The sequence below is a fragment of the Tsukamurella sputi genome (assembly GCF_007858445.1).
GTDB classification, from domain to species: domain Bacteria; phylum Actinomycetota; class Actinomycetes; order Mycobacteriales; family Mycobacteriaceae; genus Tsukamurella; species Tsukamurella sputi.
Genome location: NZ_VIGV01000012.1, coordinates 62,861 through 81,620, shown reverse-complemented (window position 1 = coordinate 81,620; position 18,760 = coordinate 62,861). Strand labels below are relative to the sequence as shown.

The 18,760-nt window shown below is 69.7% G+C and carries 17 protein-coding genes and 1 riboswitch; of the genes, 15 read left to right on the top strand and 2 right to left on the bottom strand.

Going from position 1 to position 18,760, the window contains the following annotated elements; all coding sequences use genetic code 11:
* The first annotated feature begins 26 nt into the window (after positions 1 to 26).
* Positions 27 to 692: an LpqN/LpqT family lipoprotein gene (locus tag FK268_RS21460; protein WP_146437494.1), complete on the top strand. Its 666-nt coding sequence runs from the start codon at positions 27 to 29 to the stop codon at positions 690 to 692.
* Here FK268_RS21460 and FK268_RS21455 read toward each other — a convergent pair.
* The gene (locus tag FK268_RS21455; RefSeq protein WP_146437493.1) at positions 682 to 1,251 is read right to left on the bottom strand and encodes a maleylpyruvate isomerase N-terminal domain-containing protein; all 570 of its coding nucleotides are present in this window, start codon (positions 1,249 to 1,251) and stop codon (positions 682 to 684) included. The two genes, FK268_RS21460 and FK268_RS21455, sit on opposite strands and share 11 nt — an antisense overlap.
* Positions 1,252 to 1,303: 52 nt before the next feature.
* On the opposite strand from FK268_RS21455, the gene FK268_RS21450 reads away from it, so the two are divergent.
* Complete coding sequence (locus tag FK268_RS21450) at positions 1,304 to 2,137, top strand: alpha/beta fold hydrolase (protein WP_146437492.1); 834 nt, start codon at positions 1,304 to 1,306, stop codon at positions 2,135 to 2,137.
* Between the two features lie 15 nt (positions 2,138 to 2,152).
* On the opposite strand, the gene FK268_RS21445 is transcribed toward FK268_RS21450, so the two are convergent.
* Positions 2,153 to 2,614 carry an OsmC family protein gene (locus FK268_RS21445; protein WP_205124511.1) on the bottom strand — a complete coding sequence of 154 codons (462 nt, stop codon included), beginning with the start codon at positions 2,612 to 2,614 and terminating at the stop codon, positions 2,153 to 2,155.
* A gap of 37 nt (positions 2,615 to 2,651) precedes the next feature.
* Here FK268_RS21445 and FK268_RS21440 point away from each other — a divergent pair, with 37 nt between their 5' ends.
* The 13 genes from FK268_RS21440 (at position 2,652) to FK268_RS21380 (ending at position 18,748) form a co-directional block, all read left to right on the top strand.
* Complete coding sequence (locus tag FK268_RS21440) at positions 2,652 to 4,133, top strand: M28 family peptidase (protein ID WP_146437490.1); 1,482 nt, start codon at positions 2,652 to 2,654, stop codon at positions 4,131 to 4,133.
* Positions 4,134 to 4,198: 65 nt separating this feature from the next.
* Complete coding sequence (secA2, locus tag FK268_RS21435; protein ID WP_146437489.1) at positions 4,199 to 6,508, top strand: accessory Sec system translocase SecA2; 2,310 nt, start codon at positions 4,199 to 4,201, stop codon at positions 6,506 to 6,508.
* 7 nt (positions 6,509 to 6,515) lie between these two features.
* On the top strand, positions 6,516 to 7,109 hold the full coding sequence (locus tag FK268_RS21430) for a CDP-alcohol phosphatidyltransferase family protein (RefSeq protein WP_146437488.1): 594 nt from the start codon (positions 6,516 to 6,518) through the stop codon (positions 7,107 to 7,109).
* A gap of 90 nt (positions 7,110 to 7,199) precedes the next feature.
* Complete coding sequence (gene gcvH, locus FK268_RS21425) at positions 7,200 to 7,604, top strand: glycine cleavage system protein GcvH (protein ID WP_146437487.1); 405 nt, start codon at positions 7,200 to 7,202, stop codon at positions 7,602 to 7,604.
* A gap of 137 nt (positions 7,605 to 7,741) precedes the next feature.
* Complete coding sequence (gene odhI, locus FK268_RS21420) at positions 7,742 to 8,182, top strand: oxoglutarate dehydrogenase inhibitor Odhl (RefSeq protein WP_146437486.1); 441 nt, start codon at positions 7,742 to 7,744, stop codon at positions 8,180 to 8,182.
* Between the two features lie 5 nt (positions 8,183 to 8,187).
* Positions 8,188 to 8,922: a transcriptional regulator FtsR gene (gene ftsR / locus FK268_RS21415; protein WP_435594789.1), complete on the top strand. Its 735-nt coding sequence runs from the start codon at positions 8,188 to 8,190 to the stop codon at positions 8,920 to 8,922.
* A 69-nt stretch (positions 8,923 to 8,991) separates the two neighbouring features.
* Positions 8,992 to 9,510 (top strand): bifunctional nuclease family protein, encoded by a 519-nt coding sequence (locus FK268_RS21410; RefSeq protein ID WP_146437485.1) that lies wholly within the window; start codon positions 8,992 to 8,994, stop codon positions 9,508 to 9,510.
* A 188-nt stretch (positions 9,511 to 9,698) separates the two neighbouring features.
* Positions 9,699 to 10,328 (top strand): MerR family transcriptional regulator, encoded by a 630-nt coding sequence (locus FK268_RS21405; RefSeq protein WP_438696011.1) that lies wholly within the window; start codon positions 9,699 to 9,701, stop codon positions 10,326 to 10,328.
* Between the two features lie 56 nt (positions 10,329 to 10,384).
* The gene (locus FK268_RS21400; RefSeq protein WP_146437483.1) at positions 10,385 to 11,575 is read left to right on the top strand and encodes a macrolide family glycosyltransferase; all 1,191 of its coding nucleotides are present in this window, start codon (positions 10,385 to 10,387) and stop codon (positions 11,573 to 11,575) included.
* A 50-nt stretch (positions 11,576 to 11,625) separates the two neighbouring features.
* Positions 11,626 to 11,735, top strand: a riboswitch (glycine riboswitch).
* Between the two features lie 56 nt (positions 11,736 to 11,791).
* Positions 11,792 to 14,611, top strand: coding sequence for an aminomethyl-transferring glycine dehydrogenase (gcvP, locus tag FK268_RS21395; protein WP_146437482.1), 2,820 nt, complete (start codon positions 11,792 to 11,794; stop codon positions 14,609 to 14,611).
* A gap of 86 nt (positions 14,612 to 14,697) precedes the next feature.
* Positions 14,698 to 15,381 (top strand): hypothetical protein, encoded by a 684-nt coding sequence (locus FK268_RS21390; protein WP_146437481.1) that lies wholly within the window; start codon positions 14,698 to 14,700, stop codon positions 15,379 to 15,381.
* A complete protein-coding gene (locus FK268_RS21385) occupies positions 15,378 to 16,655 on the top strand; it encodes a hypothetical protein (protein ID WP_146437480.1) in 1,278 nt (425 codons plus the stop codon). Before FK268_RS21390 ends, FK268_RS21385 begins: the two co-directional genes overlap by 4 nt.
* 71 nt (positions 16,656 to 16,726) lie before the next feature.
* Complete coding sequence (locus tag FK268_RS21380; protein ID WP_146437479.1) at positions 16,727 to 18,748, top strand: HNH endonuclease signature motif containing protein; 2,022 nt, start codon at positions 16,727 to 16,729, stop codon at positions 18,746 to 18,748.
* Positions 18,749 to 18,760: the final 12 nt, after the last annotated feature.

The window sequence follows — 18,760 nt, the reverse complement described above, 5'->3', positions numbered from 1 at the left end:
CCGGCCCCCGGACTACGGTTCCGGGCATGACGAATCAGCGCGTGAGGAAGCTCGCGACCGCACTCGTGCTGCCCGCGGCACTGCTCCTCGGCGCCGCGGGCTGTTCGCAGTCCACCGGCGGCGAGCCCGTAGCGGAAGGAACGTCCACGGCGGCCGCTGGACAGTCCGGCGGTCCGTCGACCTCCGCGAAGGCCGGAGCCTGTGCGCCCGTCACCGGCCGGATCCTCACGCTGCCGACCAAGGCCGCCGGCGAGCCGGTGCTGGGCCTGCCGCAGCCCTCGGGGTGGGACCGCGAGACCTCGCAGGACTCCGACGTGATCCGCGGCGCCATCGTCAACAAGAAACTGGTCACCGACGCGTTCGCCGCGAACGCGGTGATCACGCTGGAGAACGCCAAGGGCATGACGCCGCAACAGGCGCTCGACTCCCAGGTGGACTCGCTGCGCAAGGGCCTCAAGGTGACGGGGCTCAAGCCCGTTCCCGGCACGCTCTGCGGATACCCGAGCACCTCCGTCACCTATGTCATGCCCGGGAGCACGCCGAACCACACGTCGACGACGCTGGCGGTCTCGGTCCCCGACGGCGCGAACCTCTGGTCGATCACCGTCACCGTGCAGTCGAAGATGCCCGATGACGCGACCTACCGCCGCGATTCGCAGGCGATCCTGACGGGCCTGCAGATCACGAAGTGAACGAGGGGTCCCGCCCGATGAAGGCCATCAACGCGGTCACCTCGTCGGTGCCGTCGGGGACCGGGATCGGCGCGCCGAACTGACCGGACTCCTGCAGCATCGGTCCCATCGACTCCAGCCCGCCGTGCAGTGCCTTCGCGAATCCCGGATCGAGGTCGGGCGTGATGCCGTTGGAGCGGGCCAAGTCCCACGTGTGCATGAAGACGTCCGCGGTGTAGAACTGATCGATCAGTACGTCCAGCGGCTTCTCCCCGAACATCTGCGTGCTGAGCACGCGCGAGGCGTCCGGTGCGTCCAGCAGGGCCTGCACCGCCTCGGTCAGCTGGCCGAAGGCGGCCGCGGGCTCCGCCGCATCGGACGGGGCGCCGGGCAGCTCCACACCGTTCATCGCGAGGAAGCCGGGGAGCCATTCGATGAGGTGGCCGACCACGTCGCGCGCCTTCCACTCCGCGACCGGCGTCTGCGCGTCCCAGTCGGTGATCGAGCCGGCGACGTCGGCGAAGGTGGCGGCCGCGGCGCGGTGCCGGTCGGCGGGGGAGAGCGTGCTGAGTTCGGTCATGGCGCCACTGTCGCACGGGCCACCGACGCGCGCGTGCCCTAGCGTGAGATCCGTGACCGAACATCTCAGCATCCCCACCGCAGCGGGATCCTTCGACGCCATCGCCGCCGGGCCCGAGGACGGGCGCCCCGTGCTGCTCCTGCACGGATTCCCCGAGGCCGCTATCGCCTGGCGGTACCAGGTCGCGGCGCTGGGGGAGCGCGGCTTCCGCGCCGTCGCCGTGGATCAACGCGGCTATTCGCCGGGCGTGCGGCCGGAGCGCCCCGCCGAGTACGGCATCACACCGCTCGTCGGCGACGTGATCGCGATCGCCGACGCCCTGGGGTGGGCGACGCTCGACCTCGTCGGCCACGACTGGGGCGGCGCCGTCGCGTGGTGGGTCGCCACCGACCACCCCGACCGGCTGCGGTCGCTCGCCGTCGTCTCCACGCCGCACCCCGCAGCGCTCGCGACCGCGCTGAAGACCGATGAGGACCAGGCGAACCGGTCCCGCTACATGACCGAGTGGCGCAACTCGCCCGCGACGGAGAGGGCCATGCTCGCCGACGACGCCCGCGCCCTGCGCCAGATCTTCGGACGCGAGGTGCCGCGCGACTCCGTCGACGACTACGTCCAGCGGCTCCAGGAACCGGGGGCGCTGACGGCCGCCCTCAACTGGTACCGCAGCGGCCGGCCGCCGGCGGCGCTCGGCACCGTCGACGTGCCCGTCCTGTACGTCTGGCCCACCGATGACGTGGCCTTCGGTGACGTCGCGGCCCTCGGGACCGCCGCGTACTGCACCGGGCCCTACCGGTTCGAGATGCTCGAGGACGTCTCGCACTGGGCTCCCGAGCAGGCGCCCGAGGCGATCACCGGACTGCTGCTCGAACACCTCGACGCGACCTGAGTCGCGGAGCGGGCGCTACCCCGGGAGGATCTCCGGATTGTGACGCACGGGGCAGTTCAGTGACGCCGCGACGTAGCACTGCTCGCCCGCCTCGTGATGCAGGGAGAGCGCGAGATCGAGGTCGGTGCCCGGCGCCACCGTCACCCGCGGCGCCAGCACGATCTCCGTGAACCGCCCACCCGCGCCGGGCGTTTCGACCATCGTGCCGGTCGCGGCATCCACGTAGTCGAGCACCGTCACACCGCGCAGCGAGCACAGGGCGAGATACGAGAGCATGTGGCAGTTCGCCGCGGCCGCGACGAGGAGCTGTTCGGGGTTCCACAGCGACGGGTCGCCGCGGAAGTGCGGATCGGCCGAGGCCGCGATGGAGGCCGCCGCGGCGGAGCTCAGTCGGTGTTCGCGCGGGTAGGAGCGGTAATCCGCCGTTCCCTCGGGCGAGGACCACTCGACGTCGACCGAGTAAGTGTGCGTGTTCACCCCGCAATCCTCCTCCCATGTGTATGTAATGGGGAGCATGTTGCACACGCGAAGGAAGTCCACCACCATCCGGGTCGTCAGCGCGCTGGCGGCCGTGAGCCTCGTCGCGGCCGGCTGCGGCACGTCGGGCGACGACGCCGCACCGTCGAGCACGGCTGCCGGGTCGTCCTCGAAGGCCGGGCCGAGCAGCGTCGCCCGTCCGGCTCCCGCCGGCGGTGCGGACGACGCCGGGGCCACCGAGAAGGCGCGCGCGCTGGCGGACGCCGTCACGCTCGACGGTGCGATCAAGCACCTGGAGGCCTTCCAGGACATCGCGAACCGCAACGGCGGAAACCGAGCGCTGGGCTCGCCGGGCTACCTGCAGAGCCTCGAGTACGCCGAGAAGGTGCTCCGCGACGCGGGCTACAACCCCGTCCGTCAGGAGTTCACGCAGGCGAGTTGGACGTCCTCCAAGGCGGAGGTGCAGTCGGCGGGTGCGCCGGTGAAGGCGACGGCGCTGCAGTACTCCGGTGCCACGGAGGGCGCCGTCACCGCGAAGGCCGTCGTCACGGGAACGCAGGGCTGTTCGGCCGCCGATCTGGAGAAGGTCACCGCCGGCACGATCGCGGTCGTGCAGCGGGGCAAGTGCACGTTCGGCGAGAAGTACAAGGCGGCCGCCGCGAAGGGCGTCAAGGCCCTCGTCATCACCAACAACGCCGCAGGCGACTGGAAGGGTGGCACCCTCGGCCTCGACGACGGCGCCTCCATCGCGGTCGTGGGTGTCGCGCAGGACGCGGCGATCACCGACGGACAGGACCTCACGCTGACCGTCGACGCGAAGACGGAGAAGGCGAAGACCTGGAACGTCATCGCGGAGACCGCCAAGGGTGACGATGCGAACGTCCAGATGGTGGGCGCGCACCTCGACAGCGTCGCCGAGGGGCCCGGCATCAACGACAACGGCACGGGCTCGGCGGCCGTCCTCGAGACCGCGATCAAGCTCGGCGCGAACGCCGACGTCAAGAACAAGATCCGCTTCGCGCTCTGGGGTGCGGAGGAGGAGGGCCTCGTCGGTTCGGAGCACTACGTCTCGCAGCTGAGTGCGGAGCAGGCGTCGAAGATCAAGCGCTACCTCAACTTCGACATGCTCGGCTCGCCCAACGGCGGGTACTTCACCTTCGACGGTGACGGTTCCTCCAAGCTCGAAGGCGGTGCGGGCCCCGCCGGCTCCGGCGTGATCGAACAGGTCTTCCGGAACTACTTCGCGTGGCGGGGCGTCCCGGTCGAGGCTTCCGCCTTCGACGGCCGTTCGGACTACGGCCCCTTCAAGGAGGTCGGTATCGCGGCCGGCGGTATGGACACCGGTGCGGACGCCAAGAAGACGGAGGAACAGCAGCGTCAGTGGGGCGGCACGGTCGGCGACATCTTCGACCCGAACTACCACAGCCCGCGCGACACGATCGAGAACGTCAACCGCGAGATGTACCGCGTCTCGCTCGGTTCGGTGGGCTTCGCCACGGCGTACTTCGCGGCGCTCTGAACCGGGCGGAGCCGCACCGGTAGTCTCGACTGCGCAAGCGGTCGAGCGTCGAGTGCGGAGGTCACGTGGGCAGGTTCAGCAACAAGGTGTGGAAGGTGCTCGGCGCGCAGAGCACGCGGAACCAGTCCCGGTCCGTCGCGCTGATCGAGGCGTCCGCCGCCTTCGACGAGTGGGCGCACGGGCTCTCCGATGCGGAGTACCCCGACGCCGCGCTCGCGCTGGACGTCTACGACGCCAAGTCGGAGGATCGCGCGAAGTTCATCGCCATCGCCCGTGAGGCCGCGGACCGGGCGCTGGGCCTGCGCCCCTTCGACGTTCAGCTGCAGGGCGCCGACCGCCTCCTCGAGGGCGATGTGATCGAGATGGCCACCGGCGAGGGCAAGACCCTCGCCGGGGCCGTCGCCGCCGCGGGCATGGCGCTGGCCGGCCGCAGTGTGCACGTGATCTCGCCGAACGACTACCTCGCCCGGCGTGACGCCGAGTGGATGAAGCCCTTCTTCGACCTGCTCGACGTGACCGTGGGGTACGTCGCGGAATCGTCCACCCGCGAGGAGCGGCGCGCCGCCTACGCCAAGGACGTGGTCTACGGCTCGGTCAACGAGATCGGCTTCGACGTGCTCCGCGACCAGCTCGCCACCCGCGCCGAGGACCTCCTCGCCCCGAAGCCCGATGTCGCGATCGTCGACGAGGCGGACTCGGTGCTGGTGGACGAGGCGCTCATCCCGCTGGTCCTGGCCGGATCCGTCAAGGGCGACGTGCCGCAGGCAGCGATCATGGAGGTCGTTGCCCGGCTGCGCGAGGGCAAGCACTACGAGATCGATTCGGACGGCAAGTCCGCCTTCCTCACCGACGACGGCGCGAAGCTGATCGAGGAGGAGCTCGGCGGCATCGATCTGTACTCCGATGCGCACGTCGGCTCGACGCTGCCGCAGGTGAACATCGCGCTGCACGCCTATGCGCTCGTCGAGCGCGACGTGCACTACATCGTGCGCGACGGCCAGGTGAAGCTGATCAACTCCTCCCGCGGGCGCGTCGCCGAGCTGCAGCGCTGGCCCGACGGTCTGCAGGCGGCCGTCGAGGCGAAGGAGGGGCTCTCGCAGACCGACTCCGGTGAGGTCATCGACACCATCACGGTGCAGGCACTGTTGCAGAGGTACGCGCTGGTGTGCGGCATGACCGGCACCGCGATCGCCGCCGGCGAGCAGCTGCGCCAGTTCTACGACCTGGGCGTCTCCCAGATCCCGCCGAACACGCCGACCATCCGCGTGGACCAGCCGATGCGGGTCTACGACAACAAGGGCAACAAGGTCGCGGGCATCGTCGACTACGTCCGCGAGGTGCACGAGACCGGCCAGCCGGTGCTCATCGGCACGCACGACGTGGCGGAGTCGGAGGAGCTCGCGCACATGCTGAAGATCTCCGGGGTGATCGCGACGGTGCTCAACGCGAAGAACGACGCCGACGAGGCGCGGATCATCGCCGACGCCGGCACCAGGGGCGCCGTCACCGTCTCGACGCAGATGGCGGGCCGCGGCACCGACATCAAGCTCGGCGGCCACGACGCCGGCGACGACAGCCCCGAGCACGACGAGGTGGCCGCGCTCGGCGGTCTGGCCGTCGTGGGCACGGGCCTGCACGATACGGAGCGTCTGGACCAGCAGCTGCGCGGCCGGGCCGGCCGACAGGGCGATCCGGGCACGTCGGTGATCTTCGCGTCGGTCGAGGATCCGATCGTCGAACGGCACCTGCCGCTGGGCCGTCCGCCCGGCGGCGCGGACCCCGAGACCGGGGAGTTCCCCCGCCGGGGCAAGGCCGCGGACATGCTGGAATCCGCGCAGCGCGTGGCCGAGGGCGGCATGCTCGAGACGCACGCCAACACGTGGCGGTACAACCAGCTGGTCAACCAGCAGCGCGACCTGGTGATGGCCCGCAGGCACACCCTGCTCACCACCGACCGGCCGCTCGCGGACTTCGCCGAGTACGAGCCCGAACGGCTCGCGCAGCTGCGTGAGGCCGGCCTGTCCGACGAGGTGCTCGAGCAGGCCGCGCGGGAGGCCTTCCTGTTCCACCTCGACCGCGGGTGGGCCGAGCACCTGGCCTTCGTCTCCGAGGTGCAGACCACGATCCACCTGCGGGCCCTGGGCCGGCAGTCGCCGCTCGACGAGTTCCACAGGCTCGTCATCGAGGAGTTCCGCAAGCTGCCCGACGAGGCCGTGCGCCGCGCCCGCGAGACCCTGCGTGAGGCCGAGATCACCGCCGACGGCATCGACCTCGACGGTGCCGATCTCGGTCGCAACACGCTGACCTGGACCTACATGGTCCACGACAACCCGTTCGCCACGAAGGGCATGGCGAACATGTTCGGAATGATCTGAGCGGGACGTGAGCGCACCGTCGGCCCCGGAACGGCGAGCGAGCCCCCTGAACGTGCCCAACGCGCTCAGTGTGCTGCGTCTGCTCGGGGTGCCGCTGTTCCTCTGGCTGCTCCTGGTGCGGCACAGCGACGCATGGGCGCTGGTGGTCCTCATGGTGTCCGGGTTCACGGACTGGCTCGACGGCAAGCTCGCCCGGCTGCTCAACCAGCAGACGCGGCTGGGGGAGTTGCTGGACCCCGCCGCGGACCGGCTCTACATGATCGCGATCCCGATCGCCTTCGGCATCCGCGGGATCCTGCCCTGGTGGGTGATCGGCTTGCTCATCGGCCGCGAAGTCGTGCTCGCCGGTACGGTGCCCTTCCTGCGCAGTCGCGGCCTGACGGCACTGCCCACGCTGTACCTCGGCAAGGCCGCGACCATGGCCCTGATGTACGCCTTGCCGATGCTGCTCGCGGGCACCTTCGACAACGGGCTCGGTGCGGTCATGCATCCGCTGGGCTGGGCGTTCCTGATCTGGGGCCTGGGCATGTACTGGTGGACCCTGGTGCTGTACTGGTGGCAGACGGTGCTCGTGGTGCGTGACCTGCCCCGGGTGCGGTAACCCGGGGGTGTGTTGCTCAATCCTCGTGCCGCCCACTAAGTTGTAATCCGCTGCGCGGCCCCGCACAGCCCTCGCGAAAGGACGTCCCCGTTGAGTGCCAGCTTCCCCGGAGAACTGCTGTACACCCCCGATCACGAGTGGCTGCTGAAGAAGAGCGAGACGGTGGTGCGGATCGGGATCACCGATTTCGCGCAGGATCAGCTGGGTGACGTGGTCTTCGTGCAGCTGCCCGAGGACGACGCCGAGGTCGCTTCGGGCGATTCGTTCGCGGAGGTCGAGTCCACCAAGAGCGTCTCCGACATCTACGCGCCGCTGGCGGGCACCGTCGTGGCGATCAACGGTGAGCTCGACTCGAGCCCCGACCTGATCAACTCGGACCCCTACGGAGAGGGCTGGATCGTGGAGATCGAGGCCGCGTCTCCCGAGGACCTGGAGACCGCGCTGGGCGAGCTGCTCGACGCGGACGCCTACAAGACCCTCACCGCCGAAGCGTAGAACGCCTTTCCTTAGAACGGCTTTAGAGCCGCCGAATCCGGCCGCCTCCGAGGCGCCCGGCACGGTACCGTGGACGGTACGTCCATCAGGTGTCGTGAACTACAGACCTGTGCAGTAATCACTGACGAAGGAGCGATGTGAGCGAGAACGACAAGGGCAACGAATCGGCCCCCGTTGAGACCACTTCGGTGTTCCGCGCCGACATCATCCGCGAGATGGACGCCTCCGGCGGGTCCGAGAGCGATGCGCCCGTCCAGGGCCTCGAGAACCTCCCGGCCGGCGCGGCCCTGCTCGTGGTCAAGCGCGGCCCGAACGCGGGTTCCCGCTTCCTGCTGGACCAGGAGACCACCTCCGCCGGGCGCCACCCGGACAGCGACATCTTCCTCGACGACGTCACCGTCTCGCGCCGGCACGCGGAGTTCCGCTCGGTCGAGGGCGGCTTCACCGTGGTCGACGTGGGCAGCCTCAACGGCACGTACGTCAACCGCGAGCCGGTGGATGCCTCTCCGCTCGCCCACGGCGATGAGGTCCAGATCGGCAAGTTCCGGCTGGTCTTCTTCGTCCCGGCGGCCGGCTGACCCCTGTGACGGCCCCACGCCAGGAATCGGCGGCCCCGAGCGCGATGTCGATCGGGGCCGTCCTCGAACGTCTTCGTGACGAGTTCCCGGACGTGACCATCTCCAAGATCCGATTCCTCGAGTCGGAGGGGTTGGTCACGCCCGACCGCTCCCCGTCGGGGTACCGGCGGTTCTCGCCGAAGGATTGTGAGCGGCTCAAGTACGTGCTCACCGCGCAGCGCGACTACTACCTGCCGCTGAAGATCATCAAGGAGCAGCTGGACGCCCACGATCGGGGCGAGGCCGTCGAGGGCCCAGCTCCGCGCGCACCCCGCGCCCTCGCGGCGGTGTCGTCGAAGACGGCGCCCGCCACCGACTTCTCCGCGCGCCGGCAGACCCGGATCAGCCGCGCGGACCTGCTCGCCCGTTCGGGTGCCGACGAGGCCTTCCTCCGAGAGTTGGAGCGCTCGGCGCTCCTCACCTCCGGCAAGGCGGGCTTCTTCGACGAGGACGCGGTGGCACTGGTACAGGCCGCCAAGGCCCTCGCCGAGTACGGGCTCGAGGCCCGGCACCTGCGCGCCTTCAAGACCTCGGCCGACCGCGAGGCCGGGCTCATCGCGCAGATCGCCAATCCCGTCGCGCGCGGCGGCGACGCGGGTGCGGCCGAGCGCGCCGCCGAGCTGGTGCGTGAGCTGGCGGCCCTCTCGGTCACCTTCCATACCCAGTTGGTGAAGGCCGCTGTGAAGGACGCCGTGCGCTGAGCCTGCCGGAGTCCACGCTCCTGCGGTGTCCGCGGTTCGCGGGCGCACCCGCGCCGGTAAGCTGAAGGCATGATCGAGATGACCGTCGCGGGCATCCGGATGGACCCGCCGCAGAACGATCCGGTGCTGCTCCTGCGCGAAGTCTCCGGTCCCCGGTACCTGCCCATCTGGATCGGGCAGGGCGAGGCCACCGCGATCGCCATCAAGCTGCAGGGCGTCGAACCGCGCCGGCCGCTGACCCACGACCTCATCGCCGATCTGCTCGAGACTCTGGGACGTTCCCTCACCGAGGTGCGCATCACGGGGCTGCAGGAGGGCACCTTCTACGCCGATCTCGTGCTCGACGGTGACGAGACGGTCTCAGCCCGTCCGTCGGACTCCATCGCGATGGCGGTGCGGCTGGAGGTGCCGATCTTCGCCGACGAGGAGGTGCTCGCCGAGGCCGGTCTGCTCCTTCCGGACGAGGAGATCGATTCGCAGGCAACCGAATCCGATGAGGAACCGCCCGCCGACGAGGAGGTCGAGGCGTTCAAGGAGTTCCTCGACTCGATCTCCGCGGACGACTTCAAGGCGCCCGGAGATTCCTGATCCGGTCGCGGCGGGGAGGTCACGATTCGATCTCGACCTCAACTTCAACTTGAGGGTATCGGTGTGTCGCGTTGATTCGGCGCCCTCCGCGCCATAGCGTTCACGCCGAACACCGCGAAATGGCACCGAGGGAATTACACCGACGGCCTCCACGCGGCAGGCGTACTCTGAGAGTGCGCACGGACCTCATGAGGGAGACGGCAGTGACCGATCAGGACGGCACCGGGCAGAACGCGCCGCAGGCGGATTCCGCCGCGGGCACTCAGGGTTCGCTCGAGGACATCGCTCCGGGCCTGTTCCCGAACGACACCATCCCGGACGAGCTGCTCGGCTACCGCGGCCCCAGCGCCTGCCAGATCGCCGGCATCACCTACCGCCAGCTCGACTACTGGGCGCGTACGTCGCTGGTCGTCCCGTCGATCCGTAGCGCGGGTGGATCCGGCACGCAGCGCCTCTACTCCTTCAAGGACGTGCTGGTGCTGAAGATCGTCAAGCGCCTGCTCGACACCGGCATCTCGCTGCAGAACATCCGCGTGGCCGTCGATCACCTCCGCCAGCGCGGTGTCGAGGACCTCGCCCGGATCACCCTGTTCTCCGACGGCACCACCGTCTACGAGTGCACCAGCGCCGAGGAGGTCGTCGACCTGCTGCAGCACGGCCAGGGCGTCTTCGGCATCGCGGTCTCCGGCGCGATGCGCGAGCTCACCGGTACCATCGCCGACTTCCCCGGCGAGCGCGCCGACGGTGTCGCCGCCGAGGCCGCCCCCGAGGACGAGCTGGCCTCGCGCCGTCGTAACCGCGCCCGCGCCACCGGGTAGCCACCTCCCCGTAATTCGTTCGACGCGCTACGGGTTCGTCGTCTAGTTTGGGTGATATGGCCCATATTGCGATGTTCTCGATCCCCGCCCCAGGGCACGTCCTGCCCGCCCTGGACCTGCTTGCCGAGCTCGTGCGCCGCGGACACCGCGTCACCTACGCCAACGATCCGTCCATGCGAACGGTCATCGAGGCGACCGGGGCCGAGCTCAAGCCCTACCGCTCGGTCATCCCCGCGATCGGCGAAGCGGCCTCCGAGGGGGACGACGAGGCCTTCGCCGGCGACGTGATCGACCAGCTCACCGTCTTCGCCGACGAGTACGAGAATCAACTGCCGCAGTGGTTCGCGCTCTACGAGGACGACCGCCCCGACCTGATCCTCTACGACATCGCCGGCGCGATGAGCGTCGTGCTCGCCCGCACCTGGGGCGTCCCGGCGCTGCAGATCTCACCGACTTACGTCGCCTGGCGGGGCTACGAGGAGGACATGGCGGACTTCTACGACGGGCTGCGCGCCGATCCGCGCGGCGTCGAGATGCTCGCGCGCCAGGACCGGCTCGTCGCCTCCTACGGCATCGACGAACCGTGCCTGGACCTGCTGGGCAAGCCGGAACGGTCGCTCGTGCTCATCGCGCCCTCGATGCAGCCGAACAGCGAGAAGGTCGATCGCACCGTCTACACCTTCACCGGTCCGGCGCGACGCCTGCCGGATCCGGCACCGTCGGGGGAGCGGGACGACCGGACCACCCTCCTGGTCTCCTTCGGCTCCGCCTTCACCGATCAGCCCGCGACCTATCGCGCGGCGTGCGACCTCGCCGCGGCGCGACCCGACTGGCGGGTGATCCTGCAGGTCGGGGGACGCACCGATCCGTCGACGGTGACCGCCTCCGACGGCTCGGTACCGCCGAACGTCGAGGTTCATCCCTGGATCGATCAGGTCGCGGTGCTGGAGGAGACCGACGTCTTCGTCACCCACGCGGGCATGGGCGGCAGCAGCGAGGCGATGCTGACCGGCACGCCCGTCGTGACCGCGCCGCAGGCCGCGGACCAGTTCGAGAACGCGACGATGCTCGCCGCCGCGGGGATCGCGGTGCCGGCGCCGGAGGAGCTGTCCGGTGCATCGCTGGGGGAGCCGTGCGACGCCGCGCTCGCGCTGACGGGCCGAGCGCAGGAACTGTCGGCCGAGCTCGCCGAGCTGGGCGGATTGGACGCCGCGGTGGCGGTCGTGGAGTCCCGACTCCCCGCCTGACGTCACCGTACGGGCGTCCTGCTGAAATGCGTTAGAATCACCGTGCGTCGCAACACCGCGTGGGAGAGCCCAGCGGGCACCGTCGAGCACGGGGCCCACGGGCGCCGAAGGAGCAACACCTCTCCGTCAATCTCTCAGGCACCAGGACCACGTGGGTTGGGCGCCTCTGGAGCCGCCGGCGACTGAGGGAGAGGGCACCCGGCCCGGAGGTCCCCAGTGTCCGACAGCAACTTCCCCGCGCGCCACATCGGTCCCGACGCGAGCGAGCTCGAGCAGATCCTGCGCGTCATCGGCGTCGACAGCCTCGACGACCTGGCCCGCGCCGCCGTTCCGTCGGCGATCCTCGACCCCGAGGCCGACAACGGGCTGGGGGCGCTCCCGGCCCCGATCGATGAGCACGAGGCCCTCGCGGAGCTGCGCGTCCTCGCGGACCGCAACACGGTGGACCGCACCATGATCGGCCTCGGCTACTACGACACGCTGACCCCGCCGGTGCTGCTGCGCAACATCATCGAGAACCCCGCCTGGTACACGGCCTACACGCCGTACCAGCCCGAGATCAGCCAGGGCCGACTCGAGGCGCTGCTCAACTTCCAGACCATGGTCTCCGACCTCACCGGCATGGAGATCGCCAACAGCTCCATGCTCGACGAGGCGACGGCCGCCGCCGAGGCCATGACGCTGCTGCGCCGCGCCGGCAAGTCCAAGAGTCCGCGGCTCATCGTCGACCTCGACGTCTTCCCGCAGACCCTCGCCGTGATCGAGACCCGCGCGGAGCCGCTGGGCATCGAGGTCGTCTCCGCGGACCTCGCGTCCGGCCTGCCCGAGGGTGACTTCTTCGGCGTCATCCTGCAGACCCCCGGAGCTTCGGGGCGCATCCCGGACGTGAAGTCCGTCATCGATGTGGCGCACGAGCGCGGCGCACTGGTCGCGGTCGGCGCCGACCTGCTCGCCATGACGCTGCTGACGCCTCCCGGCGAGGAGGGCGCCGACGCCTGCTTCGGCACCACGCAGCGCTTCGGCGTCCCGCTCGGCTTCGGCGGCCCGCACGCCGGCTACCTCGCCGTGCACAGCAAGCACGCCCGGCAGATCCCCGGCCGCCTCGTGGGCGTCTCGGTCGACGCGGACGGCAATCTCGCCTACCGCCTCGCGCTGCAGACCCGCGAGCAGCACATCCGCCGCGAGAAGGCCACGTCGAACATCTGCACCGCGCAGGTGCTTCTGGCCGTGCTCGCCGCGATGTACGCCAGCTACCACGGCCCCGAGGGGCTCAAGGCCATCGCGCTGCGGGTGCACGCCCGGGCCTCGGAGCTGGCCGCCGCGCTGGGTGACGCGGTCGTCCACGACACCTTCTTCGACACCGTTCTCGTGAACGTGCCCGGTCGCGCCGACGACGTGATCGCCGCCGCCAAGGCCGCCGGCTACAACCTGTGGCGCGCCGACGACGACCACGTCTCGGTCGCCTTCGACGAGACCTCGACAGCGGCCGACGTGGCCGCCGTGATCGCGGCCTTCGGCGCGCAGCCGGTGGAGGCGGCACCGTCGGACATCGCGAACCGCACCTCCGAGTACCTGACGCACCCCGCTTTCCACAGCTACCGCACCGAAACGGCGATGCTGCGCTACCTGCGCAAGTTGGCGGACAAGGACATCGCGCTGGACCGCTCGATGATCCCGCTGGGCTCCTGCACCATGAAGCTCAACGCGACGGCCGAGATGGAGTCCATCACCTGGCCCGAGTTCTCCCGCCTGCATCCGTTCGCGCCCGCCGCGGACACCGAGGGCATCCGGGCGCTGATCAGCCAGCTCGAGGAGTGGCTCGTCGCGATCACCGGCTACGACAACGTCTCGCTGCAGCCGAACGCGGGCTCGCAGGGCGAGTACGCGGGCCTACTGGCGATCCGCAACTACCACCTCTCGCGCGGCGACGCGCACCGCACCGTCTGCCTGATCCCGTCGTCGGCGCACGGGACGAACGCGGCATCGGCCGTGATGGCGGGCCTGCGCGTGGTGGTCGTCGCCTCCCGCGAGTCGGGCGACGTGGACACCGCGGACCTCAAGGAGAAGATCGCCAAGCACGCCGACGAGCTGGCCGCGATCATGATCACCTACCCCTCCACGCACGGCGTGTACGAGCACGAGGTCCGGGAGATCTGCGGGGCCGTGCACGAGGCCGGCGGTCAGGTCTACGTCGACGGTGCCAACATGAACGCCCTGGTCGGCCTGGCCCGGCCCGGCAAGTTCGGCGGCGACGTCTCGCACCTGAACCTGCACAAGACCTTCTGCATCCCGCACGGCGGCGGCGGCCCCGGCGTGGGCCCGATCGGCGTTCGCAGCCACCTCGCGCCCTTCCTGCCCGGCCACCCGCTCGAGCCCTCGCTCGGCACCGGCCCGACGATCTCCGCGGCCCCCTTCGGCAGCGCCTCGATCCTGCCGATCACCTGGGCCTACATTCGGATGATGGGCGCCTCCGGCCTGCGGAGGGCGACGCTGACCGCGATCGCCTCCGCCAACTACATCGCCGCGCGCCTGAACGACTCGTTCCCGGTGCTCTACACGGGCGAGAACGGTCGCGTCGCGCACGAGTGCATCCTCGACGTGCGCGGCATCTCGAAGGAGACCGGCGTCTCCATCGACGATGTGGCCAAGCGCCTCGCCGACTACGGCTTCCACGCCCCGACGATGAGCTTCCCCGTGGCGGGCACGCTCATGGTCGAGCCCACGGAGAGCGAGTCGCTCGGCGAGATCGACGAGTTCTGCGACGCGATGATCGCGATCCGCGGCGAGATCGACCGGGTCGCATCGGGGGAGTGGCCGGTGGAGGACAACCCGCTGCGCGGCGCCCCGCACACCGCCGAGTGCCTGGTCACCGAATGGGACCACCCGTACTCCCGCGAGGTCGCGGTGTACCCGCAGGGCCTGCCGTCCGGCGGTGCGCGCGCCAAGGTGTGGCCGTCCGTCCGTCGGATCGACGGTGTCTACGGCGACCGCAACCTGGTCTGCTCCTGCCCGCCGATCGAGGCCTTCGCGGAGTAGCGCTCTCGGTCCTCGGGACGAGCGGTTCGTCGGAGAGCGTGCTGTAACGACGTCACTGCGGACTTCGATAGTCTAAACTTTCGATCATGGGTCGATCGGGGTGGTGGGACTCGTATCTCGCGGGCACGCTGGTCGTGCTGGCGCCGACGCTGCTCGTCGTCGGCGCCTTCGCGTGGACGACCCGCAAGGAACGACTTCAGCTCCGGCCGTCCGACGTCGTCCTCGGATACGGGGTCGGCCTCGTCATCAGCTTGTTGCTGGTCTTCGTCGTCGATCCGCAGACCTCGTTCGGCCACGCGGCGTGCACCATGACACTCAACGTGATCGCCGTGGGGATCATGGTGCCGCGGAGCTACTTCCGAACTCGCCGTTGGCGTCGCGAGGACGCCGACGGGCGTCGTTCGGCGCGCGCGGCGATCCCGCCGGCGGCGCGGGAGCACTTCGCCTCCGACGACTTCCAGCGTGAACTCGCCGGGATCACCGAGGCGTACCCGCCGACGCCCGAGACGGCGTCGGACGTCATCGCCTACTGGGTGTTCCGAGCCCTGGATTCGGGCGAGTACGTCGAGTGGTCGCGGTTGATCTTCTACGCGACCGCGGTCAAAGGGTGGTGCGTGGCCACGCCGACGCTCTCGGGGACCATTCCCTGGCTCGTGGCACCGTTCCAATCCAGTGGGGACAAGCAGTGGGACCCGTCTGTCGATCGCGACTTCCGTCAGTACGGCGGCGCGACCCTCACCGCACGCTTCGGCGTGGCGGTGCCGGCATGATGCACTTCGGCGGTCTGGCAGTCGGGTTCGCGATCGTCTTCATGGTTCTCATTCCGCTGTCGACGAACCTCGCCCGCACGTATCCCGGTCGTACAACGTGGCGGGACTGGATACTCGGCATCGTCGTGACTCTGGTGTGGATGGTTCTCGTCACCTCGGCGAGTGATGCTGTATGGCCCGACCTTCCGCCGTTCGTCGACGCGGTGATATCCGGTGTCGGCGTGGCGCCCGTCGCATTCGTCCCCGAGATCATCGCCGCGATGAGACGTCGGCGCCGTCCTGCCCCGGTGAGCGTGACACGGAGCCCGACCTCGCTACGGGCGGCACGAGTCCCGGTCGCGCGCTTCTCCGAGACGGTGCACGCGCACTTCGCGAACCCGACGATCCGCGCTCGATACGTGATCGCCGCATACCGCCGCGGCATGATCCCGGCCGAGTACGTCCCGGGACTCGCCGCTAGCCTCGCACCTCTGCTGTCCGATGGTGCCTGGGCGGACCTCGCCGCGGTGAGCGGTGACGGGCTGGACGCCGCCGTCGCTCGTGCTGCGCACTCCATCGGCTACGCGCCGACGCCGGACGAGGAGCTGGCGGAAGCGGTGGAGCGGTTGATCTACACCGCACTGTGCAGCACGGATCCCGGTCTGCGACTGGCCACCGTCGAATTCTTGGCGCCACCCGCGCAGCCAGTGCGTACGTTGCTCGCGAAGGACGATCCACGTCTGTACTGTCTCGCGGAGCAGGCCAGCGGGCTGCGCGCCGAGATCGCCGACGTCTTCAACACCCGGTACGCCCCGCCGCTCCCCGAGGGGGTTGGGCAGAGGTTCGAGGACCCGATGGTGCGCGCTCGACACCTCATCGCCGCGTATCGGCACGAGCTGATCCGATCGGGCGCCGTGCCGGGCGCCGCGGCAGCGTTCTTCGTCGGCCTCCCGGGAGCGGGGGAGGCCTGGACGGAGCTGGCGATGGCGTCGAACGATGCATGTCACTCCGACATCGACCCGATCATGGAGCGTGCGGCCGCCGAGATCGACTACGACGAGGATGAGCGCGACGAGGCGATCGCGATCGTCGAGATGGCGGCGTACCGTGCGATCGTCGACGATGACGTTCTCGAGCAAGGAAAGCCGTTGTGGGACAAGGGATACGAGAGGATGGTGCCGGAGGTGTTCCGGGAGTTCCTCGCTGTGTACGGCATCTACGGCTTCGACGTCCCCGAACAGACGGCCAGGATTCGCGCCGATCTGGCGGTGTACCTGAACGATCGATACGAATGACCCGGCCCGGTTTGTTCGGCGTTGGCGTAGGAATTGTGGCGACAATGTTCGAACATATGTATGATTGAAACATGGCATTGCCGACCGCTCTGCGTGATCTACCGGGGGATTTGATTCCCCCGGGGCTCGCGGGCGCGGAGGGCCGGGAACGTGTGCTCGCTGAGGTGCTGTTCGAACAACGACGGGCCGAGAGTGCCGGATACTGCCGCACGATGACGGCGGTGTACGCATTGCACCGAGCGATGTACGCCGACGATGAGGCCGAGTGTCTGGCGCAGTCGGCGACTTTCGTAGATGCGGTACAGGCCCGGCGGCAGCTGACTGCGGCGGGAACGGCGCTGGAGGCGCAGGTCTCGACGTCGCTGCGCCTGGGGCCTGCGGCGGCGCGTCTGGCGATCGAGACGGCGGTCGGATTCGTGGAGCGGCTGCCGAAGGTGTTCGCGCTGATCGGGCAGAACGTGATCTCGCCCAAGGCGGGGGAGGCGGCGCTGCGGCGTTCGCACGCGCTCGATGAGGTGCAGGTGCGGCGTTTCGACGAACTGTTGGCCGATCGCTTGACCGTCGATTTCGAGGTACTCTCGCTGCCCGCACTGCGGGAGGCGGCGGATCTGATCGTCGATCAGATCGATGCGGAGGCGGCGGAGCGGCGGCGACGGGCGGCGATCGAGGATCGTCGCGTGACGTTTCGGCCGGAAGAGGACGGCATGGCGGCGGTGTTCGCGTTGCTGCCCGCCGAGGACGGAATGGAAGTACAGGCGCGCGTGGACCACATCGCGGGGACGGTGTGCGACGCGGATCCGAGGACGCTGCCGCAGCGCCGCGCGGACGGATGGGTTCAGCTGACCCGGGGCTTCAGCACGCTCGGCTGTCAGTGCGAGGTGCCGAATTGCCGGTACCGGGAGGCCCGGTTCCACGGAGAGTCGGATGCGGATGGCGTCATCACCCGGTTCGTGACGTTGATCAACGTGGTCATCAACGAGCGGGACATGGCGCCGACGGGTGGGCAGTCCGGCGGTGCTGCGGCAGAGAGCAAGCGGCGGGGGCCGACGTATCTGGTCGGGTTCGGGCCGATCACGCTGGAGCACGCGTTGGAGCTCGCGAGACGTGAAGATGCGCGGGTCCGCCCGTTCGGACAACGGCTCGAAGAACTCGAGAGGTCGGAACCGCCGGTCGATCGTGTGGGCCTCTGCGACCGTGACCCGCGCGGTTGTCTGGATGTCACAAGGCTGTGGGCGGAGATCGTCGTGCTGCTTGAAGGGCACTCCGGGCCGGGTGACGGTTGGTCGTTCGACGGCCCGGCCGATCCGCCCGATGGTGGCCCGGACGGTCCGGGCGATGGTGGCCCGGCCGGTCCGCCCGATGGTGGCCCACCGGGCGGGCTACCGCGTGCTTCCGGTGTCGACCCCGAGACGACGGCCGATCCGACGTGCGGGAGGGATGGCACGTGTCCGGATCCGATGAGTGCCGATGAATCAGGTCGCGCTGGGCGGGCGCCGGTGGTGACCGCACGGGGCAGTACCGGCTACAGGCCGTCGGCGGACCTGCGTCGGTACCTGCGCCTGGTGTTCCCGCGCTGCGTCTTCCCGTACTGCACGCGGCCGGCATCGCGAGCGCAGCTCGACCATCGACGCGAGTTCGACCACCGTGATCCCGCGCTGGGCGGCGAGACATCGGCCGATGAACTCCAGCCGCTCTGTGTGGCGCACCACCAGCTCAAGACCGCGGGCGAGTGGATTGACGCACGGCTGTCGGACGGGCGGATCCTCTGGACCTCTCCGGACGGCCGACGCTACATCGTCGATCCCAGCGGCACGGTGTTGGCACTGTTCCCCGACCTGAAGCGCGTCCGCTGGATCGTCCCCGAGCGGGCGGCAATCTCGAAGCAGGACGCCGCACATCCGGGCGGACGGACCCGGCTGCAGCGCGAGCACGCACGACGCGAGCGGCTGCGGCAGCGGAACGTCGCGGCGATGCAGGCCGAATTGGACCGGGCGAAGACCCCGATCAGCACGCTCGAGGAAAACCTCGCCGCTGCACTCGGCGCTCCGCAGGCTAGGCCGGTGCCGACGTGCGACGGGCCTCCACCGTACTGATCACGAACCGCC

Excerpts from the sequence above, each read along its gene's own strand:
- FK268_RS21460 (WP_146437494.1), top strand. The coding sequence starts at position 27 with ATGACGAATCAGCGCGTGAGGAAGCTCGCGACCGCACTCGTGCTGCCC.
- FK268_RS21455 (WP_146437493.1), bottom strand. The coding sequence starts at position 1,251 with ATGACCGAACTCAGCACGCTCTCCCCCGCCGACCGGCACCGCGCCGCG.
- FK268_RS21440 (WP_146437490.1), top strand. The coding sequence starts at position 2,652 with ATGTTGCACACGCGAAGGAAGTCCACCACCATCCGGGTCGTCAGCGCG.
- FK268_RS21410 (WP_146437485.1), top strand. The coding sequence starts at position 8,992 with ATGATCGAGATGACCGTCGCGGGCATCCGGATGGACCCGCCGCAGAAC.
- FK268_RS21405 (WP_438696011.1), top strand. The coding sequence starts at position 9,699 with ATGAGGGAGACGGCAGTGACCGATCAGGACGGCACCGGGCAGAACGCG.
- FK268_RS21400 (WP_146437483.1), top strand. The coding sequence starts at position 10,385 with ATGGCCCATATTGCGATGTTCTCGATCCCCGCCCCAGGGCACGTCCTG.
- FK268_RS21390 (WP_146437481.1), top strand. The coding sequence starts at position 14,698 with ATGGGTCGATCGGGGTGGTGGGACTCGTATCTCGCGGGCACGCTGGTC.
- FK268_RS21385 (WP_146437480.1), top strand. The coding sequence starts at position 15,378 with ATGATGCACTTCGGCGGTCTGGCAGTCGGGTTCGCGATCGTCTTCATG.
- FK268_RS21380 (WP_146437479.1), top strand. The coding sequence starts at position 16,727 with ATGGCATTGCCGACCGCTCTGCGTGATCTACCGGGGGATTTGATTCCC.